Below are 21368 nucleotides of genomic sequence, written 5' to 3'. Positions count from 1 at the left end.
CTCACAGCAATAACAATTTTACTGATCATTCTGACGATAAAATCAGCTTTTTTGTTCTTTATCGTCTAGATTCACACGTTGCGAATACTGTTTTAAGTTCAATTCTAGATGTTGCTTACGCTTTCTCTGTTGGTACAAATGCATTGCCCCTTCAATCACCAACACCAACACAGCCAACCAAATCGGGATATAAGTCAGCCATTCATCTGCACCGATTTTTTCGCCGATCAGCAAAGAAACCAAAGCCAATAAAACAGGTTCTAAATAACCGAGTAAACCAAAAATGATCAAAGGCAAGTAACGGCTGGCAAGAATATAACTTCCCAAACCAATCGCACTTAACAACCCTAGACCAATTACCACAGCAATTAGACTTGGATGCCCCAGGAATTTGAGTGATGACATCTCTCCTGCCTGGGTAAAGAAAATCGCAATCGGTAGAATCAACATAAGATCCCACCAAAAACCGCCCAAGTGATCGGTTTGAATTTTTTTACGCAATACAAAGTAAGCAGCATACCCCAATGCTACAAAAGCCGTTTCCCAAGCAATACTGCCTAAACGCCATATTTCATGCCCAACCCCAAACACAGCGAGCAATACAGCGACATATTGAAACTTAGAAAGTTTCTCTCCGTATAAAAAACTTCCAGCCAGCACCAAAACCAGAGGTAAAAGAAAATAGCCCAGGGAAACTTGCAACCCTCTGCCATGCATAGGGGCCCACAGAAATAGCCAAAGCTGAGCAGAAGTGAGTACCGAGGTAGTCAATAAAAGCAATAATAAGCTGGGATTGGCAAGAATCCGCTTAAACACGGTTTTGATCAGGGATAAATCACCACTCAACCACATAAATAGGGTCAGAAATGGAATTGTGGCAATAATTCGCCAACCAAAGGTCTGCTCACTATCCAAGGAACCGAGGAACTGGCTATAAAAATACAGGACACCAAAAGTAATAGAAGCCAAAATTGAATAAGCAATTCCTTTAATCATTTTCAGCCTCTGATTGACGATTGTTTAAAAAATACGTGATTTATCCACTATATGGAATAAAAAAAACCATGCATGCATGGTTTTCAACAAGTATAGCTGATTTAGTGATGTTCAGGATAAATAACATCCCCAATATCATAACCTAATGATTTCGCATAATTTAAATATTCATGAATAATTTCTTTCTTCGGATTTGGTATGCGCGAAAGCACCCACAAATATTTACGGCGTGGTTCACCCACCAGTACAGTTTGATAATCTGCATCGAGCTTTAAAATCCAGTAATCACCACGAATTACAGGCACCCAACGCACGACTTCTGGTAAAAAACTCACACGCAATTTACTGTTAAACGGCGCATTGGCGACAAATGCCTCTCCTAAACTTTGCTGTACGTTGCCTTCACCGTCATAGCATTTGTTATTCACAACAATATTGCCATTTTCATTTAGGGTATAAGTTGCGGTAACGTTATAGGCGCACTTACGCTCAAAAAACATCGGCTTTCGGGCCACTTCATACCAAACCCCCAAATATTTATCGAGCTCGACTTTATCGACTGTTGGCAACGGTTTTGCTTGCGCATAAGCAATGGTTCCAACTGCCAACCCTGTTAAGACAGCCCCACCAATCGCAATTTTTGCAAGGCGCCAACTCGCTTTCGGGAAATTTTTAATAAAAGGCATGAGAAATCCTCAAAACAGTAATTTGTTATCAATAGTCATATAGTTAGCAATTTAAAATAGCTTACTTTGTGAACAAAAACTGTTGCGATATGTATCCCCTTTGAGGATTTCTCTGTTTGATTATGACTGCAACATATGCGCTTTAAGACGGACAATCTCATCGCGTAATCTTGCCGCTTGTTCAAACTGGAGCTCTTTCGAGGCTTTTAACATTTCCTTTTCCAGTTTGCCAATATGCTTTGCAAACAGTTTTGGATCAGATAATAAATGCTGTTCATCCGCACTGATCGCCTGCGCTTGCTCAAGCACTTTTTCATCAATTTCATCGTCCGTCAGCACTTCACCGGTATCGATTTCCTTGATCGCTTGGCGTACCGCACTACGTGGGGTAATACCATGTAATTCATTAAATTCAATTTGCTTATTACGACGGCGATCTGTTTCATCCATCGCTTTACGCATTGAATCGGTAATACGATCGGCATATAAAATTGCTTTACCTTTGACATTACGTGCCGCACGACCAATGGTTTGAATCAATGAACGTTCTGAACGTAGGAAGCCTTCTTTATCCGCATCTAAGATTGCAACCAAAGACACTTCTGGCATATCCAGACCTTCACGCAGCAAGTTAATCCCGACCAATACATCATGTACACCAGTACGTAGCTCGTGAATAATTTTGACGCGCTCAACCGTATCGATATCCGAGTGCAAATAAGCCACTTTAACCCCGTACTCTTTCAAGTATGAAGTTAAATCCTCAGCCATACGTTTGGTTAAGGTTGTCACAAGGACACGTTCATTCAGCTGTTTACGAATATTAATTTCAGAAAGTACATCATCCACTTGGGTTAATACCGGACGTACTTCAATTTCAGGATCAATCAAGCCTGTTGGACGAACCACCTGTTCAACAATTTGTTCTGACTTTTCCAATTCATAATGGGCGGGTGTTGCGCTAACGAAAACGGTGGTAGGCACAATCCGCTCCCACTCCTCAAATTTCATTGGACGGTTATCCAAAGCACTTGGTAAGCGAAAACCATAATTCACCAAGTTTTCTTTACGTGAACGGTCACCTTTATACATCGCCCCAATTTGTGGAACGGTCACATGCGATTCATCAATGATCAGCAAGGCATCTTCAGGGATATAATCAAACAAGGTTGGCGGCGCTTCGCCTGCCCCACGACCTGAAAGATGGCGCGAGTAGTTTTCAATCCCATTGGTATAACCCAACTGTTGCATCATCTCTAAATCATAACGCGTACGCTGTTCAATCCGCTGTGCTTCCAATAATTTGTCATGCTCTTTGAAGAATTTCAGCTGATCTTTCAACTCATCTTTAATCGTATCAATCGCGCGGGTCAAATGATCTTTCGGGGTCACGTAATGACTTTTTGGATAAATAGTCACACGCGGCACTTTACGTACCAATTTTCCAGTCAACGGATCAAACCAGCGAATCGAATCCACTTCATCATCAAATAACTCGACCCGAATCGCATCTTTATCCGATTCTGCTGGGAAAATATCAATGATTTCGCCACGAATCCGGTAGGTACCACGTAAGAACTCCAATTCATTACGGGTATATTGCATTTCCACCAAACGACGAATGATCTCATCACGACTGACGCGATCACCTTGCACAATATGCAATAGCATCTGCATATAGGCATTTGGATCACCCAAACCATAGATTGCAGAAACCGAAGCGACAATAATCGCATCACGACGTTCTAACAATGCACGTGTTGCAGAAAGACGCATTTGATCAATGTGATCATTAATCGCCGAATCTTTTTCAATAAAGGTATCGGATGATGGTACATAGGCTTCCGGTTGATAGTAATCGTAATAACTGACGAAATACTCAACCGCATTATTGGGGAAGAATGCCTTAAACTCACCATACAACTGAGCAGCAAGGGTCTTGTTATGTGCCATGATGATGGTTGGTCGTTGTGTTTGCGCAATCACATTGGCCATGGTATAGGTTTTACCCGATCCAGTTACGCCAAGCAGTAATTGATTACGAAAACCTTGGTCAATACCGCTGACCAATTTCTCAATCGCCTGAGGTTGATCTCCTGCAGGTTGATAATTGGTGACTAACTCAAAAGGTTGGTTTTCGCTCACGAGACTTCTCTTTTCTGAATATGTGCTATTAATGGCGTCATTGGATAGAATTTACAATCTATTTTAGCGACTTTAATACGTTTTTAGGTATATAGCTTAAATTTCAATAATTATTTTCAAATTCACATATTTATTGACTTAAAAAGTACGGCTAATTTTATATTTCCAATTAAAAAGATTGAATTTTTATACAAAAGCACCTTAATCTATGCGCTTCAAAAATATCAAGAACTTTATTTTTTTTTGTGAATTCAGTTAATACACAATATTTTATATTAATCGTTCCCAGCTGCCTATTTTTCATAGGTTTGGCATTTACATTCTGCCGCTTAATTTTTAAAGCTGAGATTTTTTTATTATGGATTGGTTTGGCTTACGCGATTCCCTCAATAGCACTTTTTATACAATGCTTAATGAGCAACCCGCAACTAACGATTGCCGCCCCATTCACTGCAATTCTTTATTTATTAGGTAGTTGGCTGGGTGCATATGCCATCAGTGTTAAATTAAAGACCTCTTTCAATCATTACATTGCTTTAACGCTCTCAGTCTTTGCCATTATTACCCTGGCCTACTTTTCCTATGTGAATCCGCAAATATGGTTAAGGTTGATTATTTTGAATGCCACCTTAGGCTTGATTGGCTTTATTGCGATTCCTGCGGTATTAAAAGCTCTGCCCACCAGTAAATCATTTTATCGCTGGATTTTGATTTTCTATTTGCTGAATGTCTCCTATTCTTTTTGTCGTGCCATCATTAATTTTATCTTTTTAGATAGCATTGATCGAGACCATATCATTCTCACCTCTTCAACATGGTGGTTATTGGGGATGTCAGTCAATATTATTTTAAATATTTTATTCGCAATCGTCATCAGTGGCGGTGCGGTCAAGGATGTGATTCAGCATCTTAACAATGAACGTCTACAAGACCCACTAACACAATTGCTGAATCGGCGGGGGTTTTTCGAAAAAAGTGAACAGCTATCTTTCAACAATCACTGTTACTTTCTGGTTTGCTTAGATCTCGATCACTTTAAATCAATTAATGATACTTGGGGGCATTACGTTGGCGATCAGGTCTTGCAAAAAGTAAGCCGAGTGATGTTACAACAGAAAAAACCAGATGATCTAATGGCCCGTTTTGGTGGTGAAGAATTTATTTGTTTAATCTCTGCCAAAGATGCAACTGAGGCATTGTTTCGAACAAAACAACTCAAAAGGCGACTTGAACAAACCACATTTACCAGCCATAAAATTAAAATGACCGCCAGTTATGGCCTCACGCAAATACATCACTTTGATGAAATTGAACAAGGATTGCAGCGCGCAGATGATTTACTTTATCAAGCAAAAGAGAATGGACGCAATCAAATCTCTTTTGATCTGGTCACCTGAACAACCACCTTAGGATTTAAGCTGCCCTGAAATGAATCAGTCGATACGAAATGGAGCTTCAAAATAAAATATAAAAGAAAAATACAAACAGCGCTTGACCCTTTGCATAATCAACTGCAACATGGACTTATACTCAGTTTCAATGATAAGAATATGGCTTACCAATACCATGACGAAACAATCGTAACGGAACTTCCAGAAGATACAGTCTTTGTTTTTGGCAGTAACTTAGCGGGTATCCATGACAGCGGTGCAGCCCGTGTCGCAGCACAACACTTTGCAGCAGTCAAAGGTGTTGGTCGTGGTTGGGCTGGGCAAACTTTTGCGATTCCAACACTGAATGAACATCTACAACAAATGCCATTGGCTCAAATTGAGCATTATGTAGAAGACTTTAAAGTCTATGCAAAACACCATCCCAAAATGAAATATTTTTTAACAGCTTTAGGTTGCGGCATTGCGGGTTATAAAGTGTCTGAAATCGCCCCTTTATTCAAAGGGATTCATTCCAATGTGATTTTCCCAGAATCATTTCGGCCCTATATCGAAGAAGATGCAGTTTCCCAATTTCCAGACTTAACTGCTGAAGCGGTACATGCCTTTATTTCAGATGAGGTTATTTTCTATTTCGATCATGGCTATGAATCTTTTGAAGAAGCACTCGATCAGACCAAACTCACTGCAGCAGAAAAGGCGATTGCCTTAATTGTTTTGAATGAAGAGTTGTACCCCCGTGATCGCTATGGGCGTGGCCGCGAGCATGAAATCAACGATATTTTAGGCAAACTCAATGGCAAGATTTTTAATTTCCATAACAATACAGAAGGTGCCATGACCTTTGTCAGTGTAATTATTGCTTTGATGGAGCTGTATGACATTGATGAGTATGATTTTCTCAAACTCTGGCGTGGTGAGTTAGAAATACAACACCCTCTCAACCGCCGCCATTAACCAAAAAAAGCCAATCAAGATGATTGGCTTTTTTCTTAACGCTTACCCATTGAACGACGGGTACCACGTGGTGGCATCCAAGTACGATCAGCATATTGCTCAGGTTTTGGACGGACCTGATTATGGGTTGCATCCTCGGCATCATCCTGAGCAGATGGCATTGGAAAAGGCAATTTCACCAAAGCTTTTTTGGCTTTAGGTTGTTGGGTACTCATTGGAATTCTCTCGAAATCTAGATTTCTAGCCGCATATTGTAATAGATTTTTGCGCTTTTGATAAAAATAAAATATGTAAAAAAACACAATGATTCTAATGCTTAAAATTTAGTAACTTTTTATGCGTTTCTGGCAAGTTTCAGCCACAAAGAAGTCGATTTAGGCTAAGATAACCTGCTTTTTATTTTTTAATCCCATAAGAAGGAATAATGCCGTGGACGTACGTCTCTCTGATCGTGTCAATGCCATCAAACCGTCCCCTACACTTGCAGTGACCAACAAAGCTGCTGAGCTTAAAGCTGCTGGTAAAAACGTGATTGGTTTAGGTGCAGGCGAACCAGACTTTGATACCCCTCAACACATCAAAGATGCTGCAATTGAAGCGATTAATAAAGGCTTTACAAAATATACAGCTGTAGACGGTACTCCAAGCTTAAAAAAAGCAATTATTGCGAAACTTAAACGTGATAATAATCTAGATTATCAAGCCAACCAGATTTTAGTGTCGTGTGGTGGTAAGCAAAGTTTCTTTAACTTGGCGCTTGCTTTGTTAAATAAAGGCGATGAAGTGATTATCCCTGCACCGTTCTGGGTCAGCTATCCAGATATGGTAATTATCGCTGAAGGCACACCCGTGATCGTCAAATGTGGTGAAGAACAACGCTTCAAAATCACACCTGAACAATTAGAAGCGGCAATCACACCAAATACACGCCTAGTGGTATTAAACAGCCCTTCAAATCCAACAGGTATGATCTACACCAAAGCTGAATTAGAAGCTTTGGCAGAAGTGTTACGTCGTCACCCACAAGTCTTTGTTGCTTCTGATGACATGTATGAACCAATCCGCTGGGAAGATGAGTTCTACAATATCGCAACTGTTGCACCAGACTTATATGACCGCACTATTGTTTTAAATGGTGTATCTAAAGCCTATGCAATGACAGGCTGGCGTATTGGTTATGCGGCAGGTCCTGCAAAAATCATTGGCGCAATGAAAAAAATCCAGTCTCAATCGACTTCAAACCCAACTTCGATTTCGCAAGTTGCAGCTGAAGCAGCATTGAATGGCCCACAAGACGTATTACAGCCAATGATTGAAGCATTCAAACGCCGTCATGACTTAGTGGTAAACGGCTTAAATGACATCAACGGTATTTCTTGCTTACCTGCTGATGGCGCGTTCTATGCCTATGCCAATATCCGCCCGTTAATTCGTGCCAAAGGTTTAAAATCTTGCACAGAATTCTCTGAGTGGTTACTTGAAGAAACTGGCGTTGCGGTTGTTCCTGGCGATGCGTTTGGCTTAGGCGGATTTATGCGTATCTCTTATGCGACTGCTGACGAAGTTTTAGTTGATGCTTTAGCACGTATTAAAAAAGCAGCTGATTCAATTGAAGGCGTTGATGCCGCAATTGCATCGATTGCAGCAGAAAAAGCTGCGAAATAATTTTTCCGCAATAAAAAAGAAGCTTCTCAATGAAGCTTCTTTTTTTATCTCTTGAATTTATACCTTAACTAAAATTGGGATTCCTAAAACGAGTACTATTGAGCTGATTCATCACTAAAAAGTGCAACCACTTCTGCCTCGGTCATCTTCTTGGTCGCATTTTGAAAAGCATAAAACTCAGGTTTGCAATCGATATAGATTTCCAAATCAAGATTTAAATCTTGAGGTGATTCATTCAACGCAAAGGCATTGATATTGCAATAATTCTGATCTTTAGTCCGCCAAAATAAATTGGTACCACAGGCATTACAGAAACCTCGCTCCCCCCAAGCCGATGAATTATAAACAGAAAGGCGGTCTTGTTTTAAAAATTTTAAGCTGCCCTGTTTAACATCGATGGTCATTATCACCCCACTGGTCTGTCGACGACAAATCGAGCAGTGACAGGCATGTACATCATGATTACTTAATTCAACTTCAAATGTGGTTTCACCACAAACACACTGTCCTTTCATTATAAATTTACCTTTTATTCAAAATTGTTATTTATGAATTATCCTTAGCATAAAACAAAGCACGCATGGCGCAATCAATAATTTGTAAAACTTAGGATTCATCGCTGAAGTATTGACAGCCTGTAATGGAAAGACTACGTTATACATAAGTTCCTTTTTAGAACTATACAGGAAAAAACATGAAACACCCGAAAGAAATGAATGGACTTGAGTTTTTAACCGCGATGTGTGAAGGACACATTCCACCAGCCAGCATTAGTGAAACCATTCCAATGCAACCCGTTGAAGTTGCAGCAGGCTTTATCAAATTTGAAGTACAAGCAGATCAACGCCACCTTAACCCGCTAGGAGGCGTTCATGGTGGTTTTGCTGCAACGGTACTCGATTCAGTGACAGGCTGTGCTGTTCATACACTTCTAGAAGCAGGCGTAGGCTATGGCACTATTGATCTGAATATTAAAATGTGCCGCCCTATTCCAAAAAATCAAAAGCTCATAGCGACAGGTAACATCATCAATATCAGTAAAAATTTGGGAATTTCTGAAGGTAAAATTGTCGATGCTGAAGGCAAACTTTATGCCCATGCAACCGCAACCTGTATGATCATTCGCCCATAAGTCTAAACAGAAGCAAATGGGCTATTTCATCATAGCCCTATGCAATGGCTTTATTCGCTTGAAAATTTTTTGGTCGAATACATAAATGACTGAATACTGCGTATTGCCAAATGCTTTTCACTTGTACTGAAACAACCTTTTGCTCTGCCACAGACCAAGCCAAAGCCGTGTTTGCACCTAAAAATAATTCACCACCAAGTTGAAATAAATATAACGGTACATGCTCATCAACAGTCGAGGTATTTTTTTGTGTGAGTAGGTCTTTAGCGGTTTGAATTTTCCACTTATTACCAAACCATAATTGCAATAAATCACCCAGATACAAGGCTTGTTGCTTAAATGGAAAAGTATTGAGAAAAGCATGTTCAACCGGCGTGTAATACTGCGCAGGGTCTTGAATAATTTCGAGATAATGCTCTTGATAAAAAGAAAAATTTGAAAAAATAGATTGAATATTTAGAATAGTCATTTCGACCTCCGGTTTAGCCATTTTAGTGCTGGCAAGTAGGGTTAAATCCACACTGTTTAGATTAATATCTAAACGCTCTTTCTCATTTGAATCTAGCAATAGCCTGCTTAAAGTTCAAGTAATTTTTGCGACTTTCTCGCAATTGTGCAAATAAAAAGCATACGACACAAAAATGAAGAAAACATGACACTTTTATCTTGACCAATTTTAAAAGCTGCCTATAATGGCACTCAGATTCTCCCATAGCTCAGTCGGTAGAGCGACGGACTGTTAATCCGCAGGTCCCTGGTTCGAGCCCAGGTGGGAGAGCCAAGATTCTAAAAAGCCCAGATCATTGATCTGGGCTTTTTATTTTGAATGCATAAAATATCCTTAAAACGATCAATACGATTATTTTGTTCATTTCATGTTGAGTATCGTATAAATTTAAACCACCTCCCTATTTTCAATATAAAATAAAATTTAATTATTATATTAGGGAAAAGATATAATGAAAAAACTTCTGTTGTGTTTAATATTCCTTAGCAGTCCTGTCATGGCTGCCCAAACCACTTGGTATGCAGGTTCTTCTTATAAAGGTAGTGTGACGGTACCCATCGAAAATGGTCCCAATGTGGTCTGGAAATGTAATGGTCGTGTCTGTAGCATGTCTGGCCCTTGGGGTAATGCACTCTCTTTAGATTCTTGCCAAAGTCTAGTGTTACGTATCGGTAAGATTAGTTTTTATAAGAACTCAGCGGGTGCAATCTGGAATGCTGGATCTACTGAATTAGCACAATGTAATCAAGTTGCACGTTAATATGCAATATTTTGCTTAAGCGATTATTATTCATACTGATTTTACTTGACGGACTAGCATTTAAGCCCTAAAATTCGCTCCAGATTCTCCCATAGCTCAGTCGGTAGAGCGACGGACTGTTAATCCGCAGGTCCCTGGTTCGAGCCCAGGTGGGAGAGCCAAGATTCTAAAAACCCACTCTTCATTGAGTGGGTTTTTTATTTGCTCTTTGATAAATACATGTTTGAATCGAATCACTTCTTATTTCTAACGATTGGTTTTATTAGTACAGCGATATTGCTGTTTAGCTGTATACGCCCTTTTTTTCCCAAACAAAAGTTCTTTGCTCGACCTGTCATCACATCCTTTGAATCAAGAATGTTTGCACGATTACAACAAGCCTTTCCGCAGCATCATGTACTTGCACAAGTTGCCTTTAGTGCATTGATTACCAGTGATCACTATAAGATCCGCAGTAAATTCAACCGTAAAGTGACCGACTTTGTGGTTTTAGATCAAGAGATGAATGTGCTGGCGATTATTGAGTTAGATGACCCTAGCCATATTGGAAAAGAATTAGAAGATAAAAAACGAGATCAGATGTTGCAAGAAGCAGGTTATGTCGTACAACGCTATACACAAATTCCATCTGTAAAACAGTTACAGATGGATATTCGATAATAAGCTAATTTAAGAAAGGTTATTCAGCCTTTGTCGCTTGTTCAGCATTTTTCTGCTGTTCAAATTTCTTTGCCATTTCAGCGCGTTGCTGGTCATATTTTTTCTTGGTTTGTGCGTCACTTTTGGCAGCAACAAAGGCCATACCTACAATAAAAATTGGAATCAACAATCCCAAACTCATTAATAACCAAGGGATTGATTTTTTCTCAACAGGTGGCTGGCTCATAAGTGATTTAAACTCAAATTGCATGGCTTTAAACAGTGCAACAATATAACAAAAAAGAGCCTCTATAAAGAGACTCTTTTTTATTAGCTTACAACCACAAAAATTATGGCTTCACACCCGTGCATTGCTCATTTTTACTTGCATCTATCTTAGCTGGGTCAACTACTATATTTGTCTTAGCAGGCATTTTAGCTTGAATAAAGTTATATACATCAAGATTTCTACACACAATTGCTTGGGTATGTGTTGCATTTACAACAGGATCAAGCTTCACATTTGGTGAACCCAATGCTTGCAAATTAGCAACCAATGCTTGTGTAACTGGGAATGGAACATTTGTATCTGCAGTTCCCTGAACAATATAAACTGGTTTATCAATACGTTTCGTTCCTGGTTGGTTTGCAACTAAAAACTTCTGTACTGTTTCATTGTTTTTAAAGTTATTTGTATCCAATCCTGGATAGTCCATTACTTTTTTATCAGGATTATCCGTCATAAACTTAATGATATCAGCTTTAAACTTTTCAATAAGACTTAAGCTTGGATCAGCGTCATTATCTAAACAAAGACCATTTTCACCTGTAGTACCTTCAGCGAATTCTGCAAGAGGTTTTGCACGTTCTTGGAAAATGTCTCGATAATTGAATCTTGGCTCATATGCTTTAATCCCAACACCTGTCAAAGCAGCATAAGCAAGCAAAGTCGCATAGGAATCAACAGATACTCGATTTGCTAACGGTACTCCTGCTGCTATTTCTTTTAATTCAATACCTGTCAAAGCAGCAGGTGCAACCTCTAAGATAATCTTTCCTAAACTCGATGCAGGAGCTCCAGCCACTGCTCCCTTATAGCTTGCATCTGCATTTGCATACTCCGCAGTCCCTAAAGATGCCTGACCACCTTGAGATTGACCAGCAGACATCCACTCCCCATTTAGCTTAGCGCCATAATGATCTTTAGCTGCTTTTACAGCTGCAATCGCAGATTTCGCCTCACTCCCCAAGTTCAGGTAAGGATGAATCCCAGGTGTACCCAAACCCTCATAATCTGGTGCAACAACAACATAGCCTGCTGCTAATAAACTTTCAGCTAAAATTCTAAAGCGAGCACCGATTGCGTTATTACTTGGTGCACAACTATCTGCAACACCAACCGTTCCATGTTCCCAAACTACAACTCGGTAACCATCGGTAGGTTGAGCAGCTTTTGGAAACATCACTAATGCTGTCGCTTTTGTCGTACGCCCTTGGACATTGACCATATTATAAGTCATGACTTTTACCGATGAGGCGTTGTCTACCTTATCCTTGGAATAAGTTGTTTCAGACAGATAGGTTTTATCCGAATCGACCCCAGTGTAATCATCATCATTATCATTACATGCGGTTAAAAATAATGCCGAAATAGAGAATGTCATTGCCAATGCAATTTTAGACCGTTTCATAAAATGTCCTTTTAGTCCTTGTTTTATTTTTGTGCATGAATCTACATGCCAGCTTATTAAGGCATAAAAAAAGTGCCCTGCATAGGACACTTTTCAACTATTCAGTCAATTTAAAAGATGAATTCTAAAAAAATTCCAATGAAAATAATCAGTCCTACCCAACGATTGTGACGGAATGCCCAAAAACAGATTTGTGGATCACGATCTTTAGTTTTGAGTGCTTGATAAGCAAAATCAGCAGCGACGATCAATAATGCGGCCAACCCAAATGGCAATAACAGATTTTCCAAATATAAAGCTCCACCAATAAGGAGCAAGCTTAAAATTTGAAGTAAGCCAATAATCTGTATATCGTAACGACCAAATAAAATCGCTGTCGATTTCACCCCAATTTTTAAATCATATTCTCGATCGGTAATTGCATACTGAGTGTCATAAGCCACCGTCCATGCCAAATTACCAAAATATAAAAGCCAGCAGGTTAAATCTAAGGGCTTCCCCATCGCGGTAAAAGACATGGGAATTCCCCATGAAAATGCCATCCCTAAAACCACTTGTGGCAAATGTGTATAGCGCTTCATAAAAGGATAAATGAATGCCAACACCAAACCTGCTAAGGCGCAATAAAACGTTGCAATCGGGAGGAAAAATAAAGTACATGCACTTGCTGCAACTAATCCCAAAAAAACATAAACCGCTTCGCGTGGGCGTATGACACCTGTCGCCAATGGACGTGTCTTGGTACGCTCTACATGGGCATCGACTTTACGATCAGCAAAGTCATTGATCGCACAACCCGCTGCACGCATAAAAATCGTACCCAAAACCATCGCAATGAGAATCTGCAAGGGCGGTAAACCACCAGCAGCAATCCATAGTGCCCACATGGTTGGCCAAAAGACGAGTTCTGTCCCTACAGGCTTATCAAAACGGCATAAATAATAATAGGCTTCTAAACGTTGCCGCCATGTTGTATGTTGCACTGTTTCCATGATGAATCCTTAGAGTCAATGCTGTCGAATAAACTGTTCAAATGCAGGGAGAAAAGTCTCTTGCACGATAAATTTGCAACCATGCCAAGTATAACAACTTTGTCTGGTCCACCCTTCTTCAAGATAAATCACTCGTCTTTCACAGACAGGGTTGGTTCGTTGAAATAAAAACCAGCCAATTGGCTTATTACGAATATGCCGAAATAAACGCGCTTTCTTGTGTAAGCTTAAAATTGGAAAAATACTTTTCGCCTTCACCCAAGCTTCAGTTTCACTGCCATATAGATTAGTTTCACGCACCCATGCAATATGATGTGCTGGCATCTGCATCCACCGACTATCATTGAAAGTAAGCCGCTGAAAATGTTCTGTAAGACGTTCGACATGAAATTCCCCCTCACCCAGATCAGTCAATTGCTGAGTAAGAGAACCAGATGCATACAACCATTTTTTCATTTCAGTTGGGATCTCTCGTCCCTTAATTCTGTTTGGTCGTAAATTTCGCATGCTTGGCTCACTAAAAACATCGCGATTAGTTTACATGAATTTCTTTGGAAAAAGCGCATGACTTTCAATTGAATCAAAAACATAAAAAAAGCTCGCCGAAGCGAGCTTTTTCAATCTATATGTATTACAGGCTGTAGTACATATCAAATTCAACTGGGTGAGTCGTCGTGTTAAGACGGCGTACATCTTCAGTTTTAAGTTCGATATATGCATCAAGCATTTCTTTAGTGAATACACCACCTTTCAACAGGAACTCATGATCCGCTTCAAGTGCAGCAATCGCCATTTCTAAGTTGTGCGCAACTGTTGGGATTTTTGCTTCTTCTTCAGGAGGAAGATCATACAAGTTCTTGTCAGCAGCTTCACCTGGGTGGATCTTGTTTTGGATACCGTCAAGACCAGCCATTAACAATGCAGCAAAACCTAAGTATGGGTTCATTAATGGATCAGGGAAACGTGCTTCGATACGCTTGCCTTTAGGGCTAGAAACGTAAGGAATACGGATAGAAGCAGAACGGTTACGTGCTGAGTAAGCAAGCATAATTGGCGCTTCGTAGTGTGGAACCAAACGCTTATAAGAGTTTGTACCTGGGTTAGTAATCGCATTTAACGCACGCGCGTGTTTGATTACACCACCGATGAAGAACAATGCCATTTCTGATAAACCAGCATATTCGTCACCAGCAAACAAGTTCTTGCCATCTTTAGAGATTGACATATGAACGTGCATACCAGAACCATTATCACCAACCATTGGCTTAGGCATAAATGTCGCTGTTTTGCCATATTGATGCGCAACGTTCCAAACTGCATATTTGAACTGTTGAACTTCGTCCGCTTTACGAACTAAGGTATTGAAGCTCACACCAATTTCTAATTGGCAAGATGCAACTTCGTGGTGATGTACTTCTACACGACCAGGACCCATGATGTCTTCGATACGTGCACACATTTCAGCACGCATGTCTTGATGAGAGTCAACTGGAGGAACTGGGAAGTAACCGCCTTTAACACGTGGACGGTGACCTGAGTTACCTGCTTCGTAATCTTTACCTGTAGACCAAGCAGCTTCTTCAGCGATCAACGTGTGGCGCGCGCCAGACATGTCGATGTCCCATTTTACTTCGTCAAAAACGAAGAATTCTGGTTCTGGACCGAAGAATGCTGTATCACCAATACCTGTAGATTTTAAATATTCTTCAGCACGACGAGCAATCGAACGTGGGTCACGCTCGTAACCTTGACCAGTTGAAGGCTCGATTACGTCACAAGTCACAACAACTGTAGGCTCAGCAAAGAACGGGTCAAGAAAACCTGTTTCAGCATCTGGACGTAAGATCATGTCAGAAGCTTCAATGCCTTTCCAACCAGCAATTGAAGAACCATCAAACATTTTACCGTCTTCAAATGTATCTTCATCAATGGTATCAGCTGGGTAAGTTACGTGCTGCTCTTTACCCTTAGTATCAGTAAAGCGAAAATCGACCCATTTTGCGCCACTTTCTTTGATGAGTTGAAGGACCTTGTTCGCCATGCTCATTTGCTCCAATGAAGTTTTTATGCACTTGTTAAGTGCGTGTTAGTTGTTGATGTATAATTAGCAATTATCATACCAACAATTTCAAAGCATACCTAAAACATTGAAATTCTTTGCAGAAAAAATGCTTTAGGCTCCCTGTCCTATGCTTACTTTAATGTCTGCATTTTAAAATGCACCATATTTAAACATTCCTATTTCAGTTCGTCCCTAAAAAAGACATAATGAACCAAAATGGTGCAATGCATATAACAAAGAACCAATGTAGTGCCAATTACGCTTTTATTATTCGCGTAAATTGGCTTTTTATATCATTCTTTTCAACATCATTCCAATCAATTCATTTAGACTTTCGATTCACTTTCAGCTTTTTTCCTCAAGTGTTTCAATTACAAAAATTTATGATCAATTACTGGCTCATTTCAACAAACAAAATTGCCCCTTTATTTAAGTGCTGAGATTTCCGAAATATTCAACATTGGCTATTTGTTTTTGCTATGATTATTCGTCTAAGAATTGTGGTCCATCATTCTCCATTTTTCTTAAAGTGAGTAACAATGTGAGCAATATCAGCACTCATTTGTTAAAACCTTAAATATAATCAATAGGTTGAATATAAAATGCTTCTAATAGTCGATAACTATGACTCATTTACTTACAACATCGTTCAATACTTTGGCGAGTTGAATCAAGAAGTAAAAGTTGTTCGTAATGATCAAGTGACATTAGAGGATATTGAGCGATGGCAGCCAAAATATCTGGTGATTGGCCCTGGTCCATGCTCTCCAAGTGAAGCAGGCATTTCAATTCCAGCCATCAATCACTTTGCAGGCAAAATTCCTTTGCTTGGCGTTTGCTTAGGTCATCAAGCCATTGGACAAGCCTTTGGTGGCAATATTATCCGTGCCAAAACAGTGATGCATGGTCGCTTATCCGATATGCACCATAGTGACAAAGGGATTTTTAGCAACTTGCCATCGCCTTTTGCTGCAACACGTTATCATTCATTGGTGATTGAGCAAGAAACTTTGCCAGAGTGCTTAGAAGTGACGTGCTGGACCAATCAAGCAGATGGCACGATTGAAGAAATCATGGGTGTCAAACATAAAACACTGCCTGTGGAAGGTGTGCAATTTCACCCTGAGTCTATTTTGAGCGAACATGGTCATCAAATTTTCAAAAACTTCTTGGATATTTATGCTTAATCTCAAGATTTAACAATACTAAGCATCTAAACAGCCTATTTTTATAAGTAGGCTGTTTTTATTTTGAACATATAAAAACAATATACAACTCATACATACGGTATAAATTTTCAGCATTAAAATTAATCTGAAAACTTACACTTAAAAACAAGTCATTCTTTTTCAATAATTAATCCACTTTTCACACGTTATAAAAAGTAAGTTCAATCCTTAATTTCTGTTTTGCCTGATTGCATTTTACTTTTTTAGATTAACTATAGTCATAGGAATGATTAAGTTTCAGGGCGGCTGGATGATAGAATCTAAGTCATTGTTCTTAGCATTCCCCCTGAATGATCTATCAGGATAACCTATTGTGAATACCTTGGTTTTATTGAATATTATTGTTTTTGTCCTGCTCATGGCAGGATTGTTTTTTACTTATCGAAAAGACTGGAGTCTCTCCAAAAAAGTTCTGATCGGTATGGTGGTTGGTATCTTCTTCGGTTTAGCCCTTAAAGCGATCTACGGCGATAACCCTGTGCTTGAACACTCGGTTGCATGGTTCAACCTTGTAGGTAATGGTTATGTACAACTATTACAAATGGTGATCATGCCACTGATTTTCATCTCGATTCTAAGTGCGGTGGTGAAACTACACCAAACCACCTCTCTTGGAAAAATCAGTGTATTGGTGATTGGTATCTTGTTAGCGACCACAGCAATTGCTGCACTGGTGGGGGCAGGTATCACCAATTTATTTGGCTTAACGGCTGAAGGACTGGTCCAAGGCACCAAAGAAGCAGCACGTCTAGCAACCATCCAAAGTCAATACATTGGGCAAGTAACCGATTTAGATGTTCCAAAACTCTTACTTTCGTTATTCCCTCAAAACCCATTTGCTGATTTAACCGGTGTTCGTCCAACAGCGATCATCAGTGTGGTGATTTTCTCCGCATTTTTAGGTGTAGCAGCACTGAAACTGATGGATAAAGATACCGTCAATGGCGAAAGAATCAGACATGGGATTGAAGCACTGCAAGCTTTAGTGATTAGCCTTGTCCGTTTGGTAATGCAATTTACACCTTATGGTGTATTGGCACTCATGACCAAAATGGTGGCAACAGCAAATGTTGCTGACATCGTTAAATTAGGTGAGTTCCTCGTTGCATCTTATCTTGGCCTTGCAATCATGTTCCTCGTGCATGCACTGATTTTGCTGTTTGTACGCGTCAATCCAATCGACTTTTTCAAGAAAGTTTTTCCTGTTTTAACTTTTGCTTTTACCAGTCGTTCAAGTGCAGCCAGTATTCCACTCAATATCGAAGCACAAACCAAACAATTGGGTGTGCCTGAAGGTATCGCCAGCTTCTCTGCTTCCTTTGGTGCAACCATTGGTCAAAATGGTTGTGCAGGCTTATACCCTGCGATGCTGGCGGTGATGGTTGCGCCAACAGTGGGGATCAACCCACTTGATCCATTATGGATTGCTCAGTTGGTGGTGGTGGTGACTCTCAGTTCGATTGGTGTTGCTGGCGTTGGTGGCGGTGCAACTTTTGCTGCTTTAATCGTCCTCCCGGCCATGGGCTTACCGATTACTTTAGTCGCGTTACTGATTTCGATTGAGCCATTGATTGATATGGGTCGTACTGCTTTAAACGTCAACGGTTCGATGACTGCAGGCACAGCGACCAGTCAATTACTCGGTGTTAGAAATCCACAACCCGATAATGATGCTTAAAACACACTGAAAATAAAAAAGCCAACGCATGATCGTTGGCTTTTTTATAACTGAATAAATTACAACTTCAACTGTTGCACAAGCGAACCATCTTGCTTAGCCACTAAAGACTCACACAGTTGGATTCGCTCCTTAGTCTGATTTAAACCACGCTCGACTCCAACCAACTCTTTGGTTCTCGGTGCAAAGAAGGCATTCAACTGTGTCGCTTCCTGTTGTGAACAGGCTGCTCCACTAAACAATGCGGGGAAGCGTCCTGCAGAAGACTTACCTAGGCGATCAAATACAGCATCGTGATTGGTCTTAAACCATGACCAGAGTCCACCTTGTTCACCACTATAGCTATTGATTGAGTTAATCACGGTACGTACTTCACCGACTTTCACACGTGGATCTAAAACTAACTGACGTGCCTGCTGACGTGTTTCCACCTGATTGGCAGAGCCTAAGGCTGTGAGAATCGCCAAACGTTGGGTCGGTTGCGTGATGTGTTGTAACTCCCCCACTAAACGATCAAATGTAGGCCGCCCTTTTTCTTGCACTCGTACAGCTAAAATCGTTGGTAAAAGCTCGGGGGTTAATGTTGCAAAATTCAATTGCTTTTGAGCGAATAGAGCATCGGATTGTTTTAACAATTGCTCACGCACTTCAGGTACCTGAATTTCCAATGCAAGAAATTGGGCTAACTCACTACGCCACAAGCTATCCTCAGCAGACTCACCTGCTTTGCTCACATAACCCAATTGATTCAATTTAGGTAGATACAAATTGGCGAGTACTTTTCTAAAATGTTCACGTTCTGGCTCTGTCTTCAACACATGACGCTGGATTGTACTGAGCTGCTGAAACAATGCTGTACTAATCTGTCGGCTATTTGAGTTCGCAAATTTTTTCGCCACATCCACTACCGCCAACAGGTTGATATCACCATGGTTAAATGCCGCTGAAACAGCATAGGCATAGGCCAATTGTTCAGTATTGGAGAGTTTCTCCGTAGCGGCAGTCAGACGAGCAAGTTCTGGTTCAGGCAAACTAAATTGGTAATAGCCTGCCGCATCAGCATTTGGAATATACCAACTGTTAATACTTGCACCTTTGAGTTCAATTTTGGCTTCAGCTTGGTCAACCAGTTCACATTGGACTTTACTCGCTGCATTTGGAACTTCATAGCGTACACATAATGGTACCCCCCAAAGGCTATTGGCATTGCCTTTAGAACCAACAGGTAAATAACGCGTTTGTTTTACATTTAAAAAGACTTTATTGCCTTGTTGCTGTAATGAGGTATTCAGCAACGGTACACCAGGTTGATCAATAAAACTTTTCGCCGCTTTGCTAAAACGCTCAGCTTGACCAGACTGTTCTGCGAGGGAGCTAATTAAATCATTAGCGGTAGCACTGCCATATTGATGCTTGTGAATGTAATTACGCACGCCTTGTTTGAATTTTTCTTCGCCTAAATAGCTCTCAAACATATTTAAAACGGCTGCACCTTTTTGATAAGTAATGCCATCAAAAGCCGTTTGAATATCTGCATTACTTAAAATTGGCTGACGGATACGGCGTACACTGACCAAACTATCGCTTTTCATCGCGCCTGCGGTATCAACGGCACGTTCAAGATCAGCATTAAATTCAGGATGTAATTGTTGGGTAATTTTACTTTGCATCCACGTGGCAAAAGATTCATTCAACCACAGGTCATCCCACCACGGCATCGTTACCACATCCCCAAACCATTGATGAGCCAGTTCATGTGCATTAACATTAAATGAACTCTGTACGAAAGACACGGGAGAGTCTTTATCTAGCAGCATCAAATAATCTCTGAATGTGATCAGTCCAGGATTCTCCATCGCACCCGCCGCAAAGTCAGGAGCAGCAAGTAAATCCAGTTTGTCGAATGGATAACCAAAGGCAAAATAATCTTCTAATGTTTTTAAAATCGCTGGGGTTTCAGACAAGGCATGCTGCATTTTTTCAGCCTTAGCATCGGGTGCCAGACCTCGTAATTTGATCGCCTGTTTACGCCACTCAGTCGCACCAATATCAGGACCTTGTTGTACTTGCCAAGGACCAACTGCCAGTGCCAATAGATAGGTTGGTAGCGGTTTGGTCGGTGCAAAGCTTAAAGTTTTCCACCCCGATTTTTCGGCCTGCTCAGAGACTTGATTGGTATTGGCAAAACCTGAATATTTGCTTGGTATGGTTAAGCGAATATTAAAGGGCGTTTTAAAGCGCGGCTCATCAAATGATGGAAAGGATTGACGTGCACTGATCGCCTCCATTTGAGTCATAACATAAGGCTTACCTTCAAACTCAATTTTATAAATACCATCCAGTTGCTGATCATAATCTGCATTAAAATCCAATACTAAGCTGTACTGACCTGCTGGTAATGTCTGGGCAAATTTAATCAGACTAACACCATCGACTTCCGAAGCTTGCTCATATTTGGCCGTGGTTTTCTGCCCATTTGCGGAGAGGATGTTGGCGTCTTTTACCGATAAAGATTTACCATGAATCCAAACATGATCGGTTGCTTGGGTCAGTTTTAAATGAATAGTGGTTTTACCGGTATAACTTTTTTGTGCAGGATCAATTTTAAAGTCTAAATCATAAGATTCAGGTATGGCCCATTCTGGTAATTTGCCGATTGGAATTTGTTCATTGCTATTTGATGCAAAAATCTGTGTTGCAGATAATGAAAGTAATGTTGTCAGTAGCAATTGTTTTTTAAATGAAGGTTTGACCAACATAGGAGATCTGTCCTCTGTAGTTTTTAAAATAAAAAGACGCAGCAAATGGTGTACCACTTCGCTGCATCCACACATCAT

The 21368-nt window shown here is 40.3% G+C and carries 19 protein-coding genes, 2 tRNA genes and 1 pseudogene; 10 read left to right on the top strand and 12 right to left on the bottom strand.

The features are described from left to right. Positions 1 to 42: 42 nt before the first annotated feature. From rarD to uvrB, 3 genes are all read right to left on the bottom strand, one after another. Positions 43 to 996, bottom strand: coding sequence for an EamA family transporter RarD (gene rarD, locus NDN13_RS00355; protein ID WP_251116717.1), 954 nt, complete (start codon positions 994 to 996; stop codon positions 43 to 45). A 101-nt stretch (positions 997 to 1097) separates the two neighbouring features. Next, positions 1098 to 1682: a lipocalin family protein gene (locus NDN13_RS00350; protein ID WP_251116716.1), complete on the bottom strand. Its 585-nt coding sequence runs from the start codon at positions 1680 to 1682 to the stop codon at positions 1098 to 1100. Positions 1683 to 1802: 120 nt separating this feature from the next. Next, a complete protein-coding gene (gene uvrB, locus NDN13_RS00345; protein WP_251116715.1) occupies positions 1803 to 3827 on the bottom strand; it encodes an excinuclease ABC subunit UvrB in 2025 nt (674 codons plus the stop codon). A gap of 413 nt (positions 3828 to 4240) precedes the next feature. Between uvrB and NDN13_RS00340 the strand changes: the two genes are divergently transcribed. Together NDN13_RS00340 and NDN13_RS00335 are read left to right on the top strand one after the other, a co-directional pair. Further along, positions 4241 to 5224 (top strand): GGDEF domain-containing protein, encoded by a 984-nt coding sequence (locus tag NDN13_RS00340; protein ID WP_251116714.1) that lies wholly within the window; start codon positions 4241 to 4243, stop codon positions 5222 to 5224. A 153-nt stretch (positions 5225 to 5377) separates the two neighbouring features. After that, positions 5378 to 6175, top strand: a complete 798-nt coding sequence (locus NDN13_RS00335) for an A1S_2505 family phage non-structural protein (protein WP_251116713.1) — start codon at positions 5378 to 5380, stop codon at positions 6173 to 6175. A gap of 35 nt (positions 6176 to 6210) precedes the next feature. Here NDN13_RS00335 and NDN13_RS00330 read toward each other — a convergent pair whose 3' ends face one another. After that, a complete protein-coding gene (locus NDN13_RS00330) occupies positions 6211 to 6390 on the bottom strand; it encodes a hypothetical protein (protein ID WP_004652676.1) in 180 nt (59 codons plus the stop codon). Positions 6391 to 6604: 214 nt separating this feature from the next. Between NDN13_RS00330 and NDN13_RS00325 the strand changes: the two genes are divergently transcribed. Beyond that, the gene (locus NDN13_RS00325; protein ID WP_251116712.1) at positions 6605 to 7840 is read left to right on the top strand and encodes a pyridoxal phosphate-dependent aminotransferase; all 1236 of its coding nucleotides are present in this window, start codon (positions 6605 to 6607) and stop codon (positions 7838 to 7840) included. Positions 7841 to 7935: 95 nt separating this feature from the next. Here NDN13_RS00325 and NDN13_RS00320 read toward each other — a convergent pair whose 3' ends face one another. Further along, positions 7936 to 8355 carry a GFA family protein gene (locus NDN13_RS00320; protein WP_251116711.1) on the bottom strand — a complete coding sequence of 140 codons (420 nt, stop codon included), beginning with the start codon at positions 8353 to 8355 and terminating at the stop codon, positions 7936 to 7938. Positions 8356 to 8534: 179 nt separating this feature from the next. On the opposite strand from NDN13_RS00320, the gene NDN13_RS00315 reads away from it, so the two are divergent. Continuing rightward, entirely contained in the window at positions 8535 to 8972 is a 438-nt protein-coding gene (locus NDN13_RS00315; protein ID WP_251116710.1) for a PaaI family thioesterase, read from the top strand. Between the two features lie 37 nt (positions 8973 to 9009). Here NDN13_RS00315 and NDN13_RS00310 read toward each other — a convergent pair whose 3' ends face one another. Further along, positions 9010 to 9441 (bottom strand): hypothetical protein, encoded by a 432-nt coding sequence (locus tag NDN13_RS00310; protein ID WP_251116709.1) that lies wholly within the window; start codon positions 9439 to 9441, stop codon positions 9010 to 9012. A gap of 236 nt (positions 9442 to 9677) precedes the next feature. Here NDN13_RS00310 and NDN13_RS00305 point away from each other — a divergent pair. From NDN13_RS00305 to NDN13_RS00290, 4 genes are all read left to right on the top strand, one after another. Further along, positions 9678 to 9753: transfer RNA gene (locus NDN13_RS00305), tRNA-Asn, on the top strand. A gap of 178 nt (positions 9754 to 9931) precedes the next feature. Further along, positions 9932 to 10240 (top strand): DUF8200 family protein, encoded by a 309-nt coding sequence (locus NDN13_RS00300; RefSeq protein ID WP_251116708.1) that lies wholly within the window; start codon positions 9932 to 9934, stop codon positions 10238 to 10240. Positions 10241 to 10325: 85 nt separating this feature from the next. Next, positions 10326 to 10401, top strand: a tRNA-Asn gene (locus tag NDN13_RS00295). A gap of 58 nt (positions 10402 to 10459) precedes the next feature. Further along, positions 10460 to 10900, top strand: a complete 441-nt coding sequence (locus tag NDN13_RS00290; protein ID WP_251116707.1) for a DUF2726 domain-containing protein — start codon at positions 10460 to 10462, stop codon at positions 10898 to 10900. A gap of 19 nt (positions 10901 to 10919) precedes the next feature. On the opposite strand, the gene NDN13_RS00285 is transcribed toward NDN13_RS00290, so the two are convergent. The 5 genes from NDN13_RS00285 to glnA all read right to left on the bottom strand — a co-directional run bounded on the left by NDN13_RS00285 (position 10920) and on the right by glnA (position 15609). Then, positions 10920 to 11126: a hypothetical protein gene (locus tag NDN13_RS00285; RefSeq protein ID WP_005202434.1), complete on the bottom strand. Its 207-nt coding sequence runs from the start codon at positions 11124 to 11126 to the stop codon at positions 10920 to 10922. Positions 11127 to 11229: 103 nt separating this feature from the next. Next, positions 11230 to 12570: an alpha/beta hydrolase gene (locus NDN13_RS00280; protein WP_251116706.1), complete on the bottom strand. Its 1341-nt coding sequence runs from the start codon at positions 12568 to 12570 to the stop codon at positions 11230 to 11232. Positions 12571 to 12680: 110 nt separating this feature from the next. Next, positions 12681 to 13562 (bottom strand): 4-hydroxybenzoate octaprenyltransferase, encoded by an 882-nt coding sequence (ubiA, locus tag NDN13_RS00275; RefSeq protein ID WP_251116705.1) that lies wholly within the window; start codon positions 13560 to 13562, stop codon positions 12681 to 12683. Positions 13563 to 13577: 15 nt separating this feature from the next. After that, positions 13578 to 14069 carry a chorismate--pyruvate lyase family protein gene (locus NDN13_RS00270; protein WP_251116704.1) on the bottom strand — a complete coding sequence of 164 codons (492 nt, stop codon included), beginning with the start codon at positions 14067 to 14069 and terminating at the stop codon, positions 13578 to 13580. Positions 14070 to 14193: 124 nt separating this feature from the next. Beyond that, positions 14194 to 15609, bottom strand: a complete 1416-nt coding sequence (gene glnA / locus NDN13_RS00265) for a type I glutamate--ammonia ligase (RefSeq protein WP_171057879.1) — start codon at positions 15607 to 15609, stop codon at positions 14194 to 14196. 617 nt (positions 15610 to 16226) lie between these two features. Between glnA and NDN13_RS00260 the strand changes: the two genes are divergently transcribed. Beyond that, the gene (locus NDN13_RS00260) at positions 16227 to 16811 is read left to right on the top strand and encodes an anthranilate synthase component II (protein WP_251116703.1); all 585 of its coding nucleotides are present in this window, start codon (positions 16227 to 16229) and stop codon (positions 16809 to 16811) included. Positions 16812 to 17166: 355 nt separating this feature from the next. Then, entirely contained in the window at positions 17167 to 18531 is a 1365-nt protein-coding gene (locus NDN13_RS00255) for an L-cystine transporter (protein WP_171551905.1), read from the top strand. 59 nt (positions 18532 to 18590) lie between these two features. Here NDN13_RS00255 and NDN13_RS00250 read toward each other — a convergent pair. Then, positions 18591 to 21363: pseudogene (locus NDN13_RS00250) on the bottom strand (M1 family metallopeptidase). Positions 21364 to 21368 lie beyond the last annotated feature (5 nt).

Source organism: Acinetobacter sp. C32I, assembly GCF_023702715.1.
Lineage (GTDB): Bacteria > Pseudomonadota > Gammaproteobacteria > Pseudomonadales > Moraxellaceae > Acinetobacter.
The sequence above is the reverse complement of the archived record's forward strand: the minus strand, read 5'-3'. Positions and strand labels throughout refer to the sequence as shown.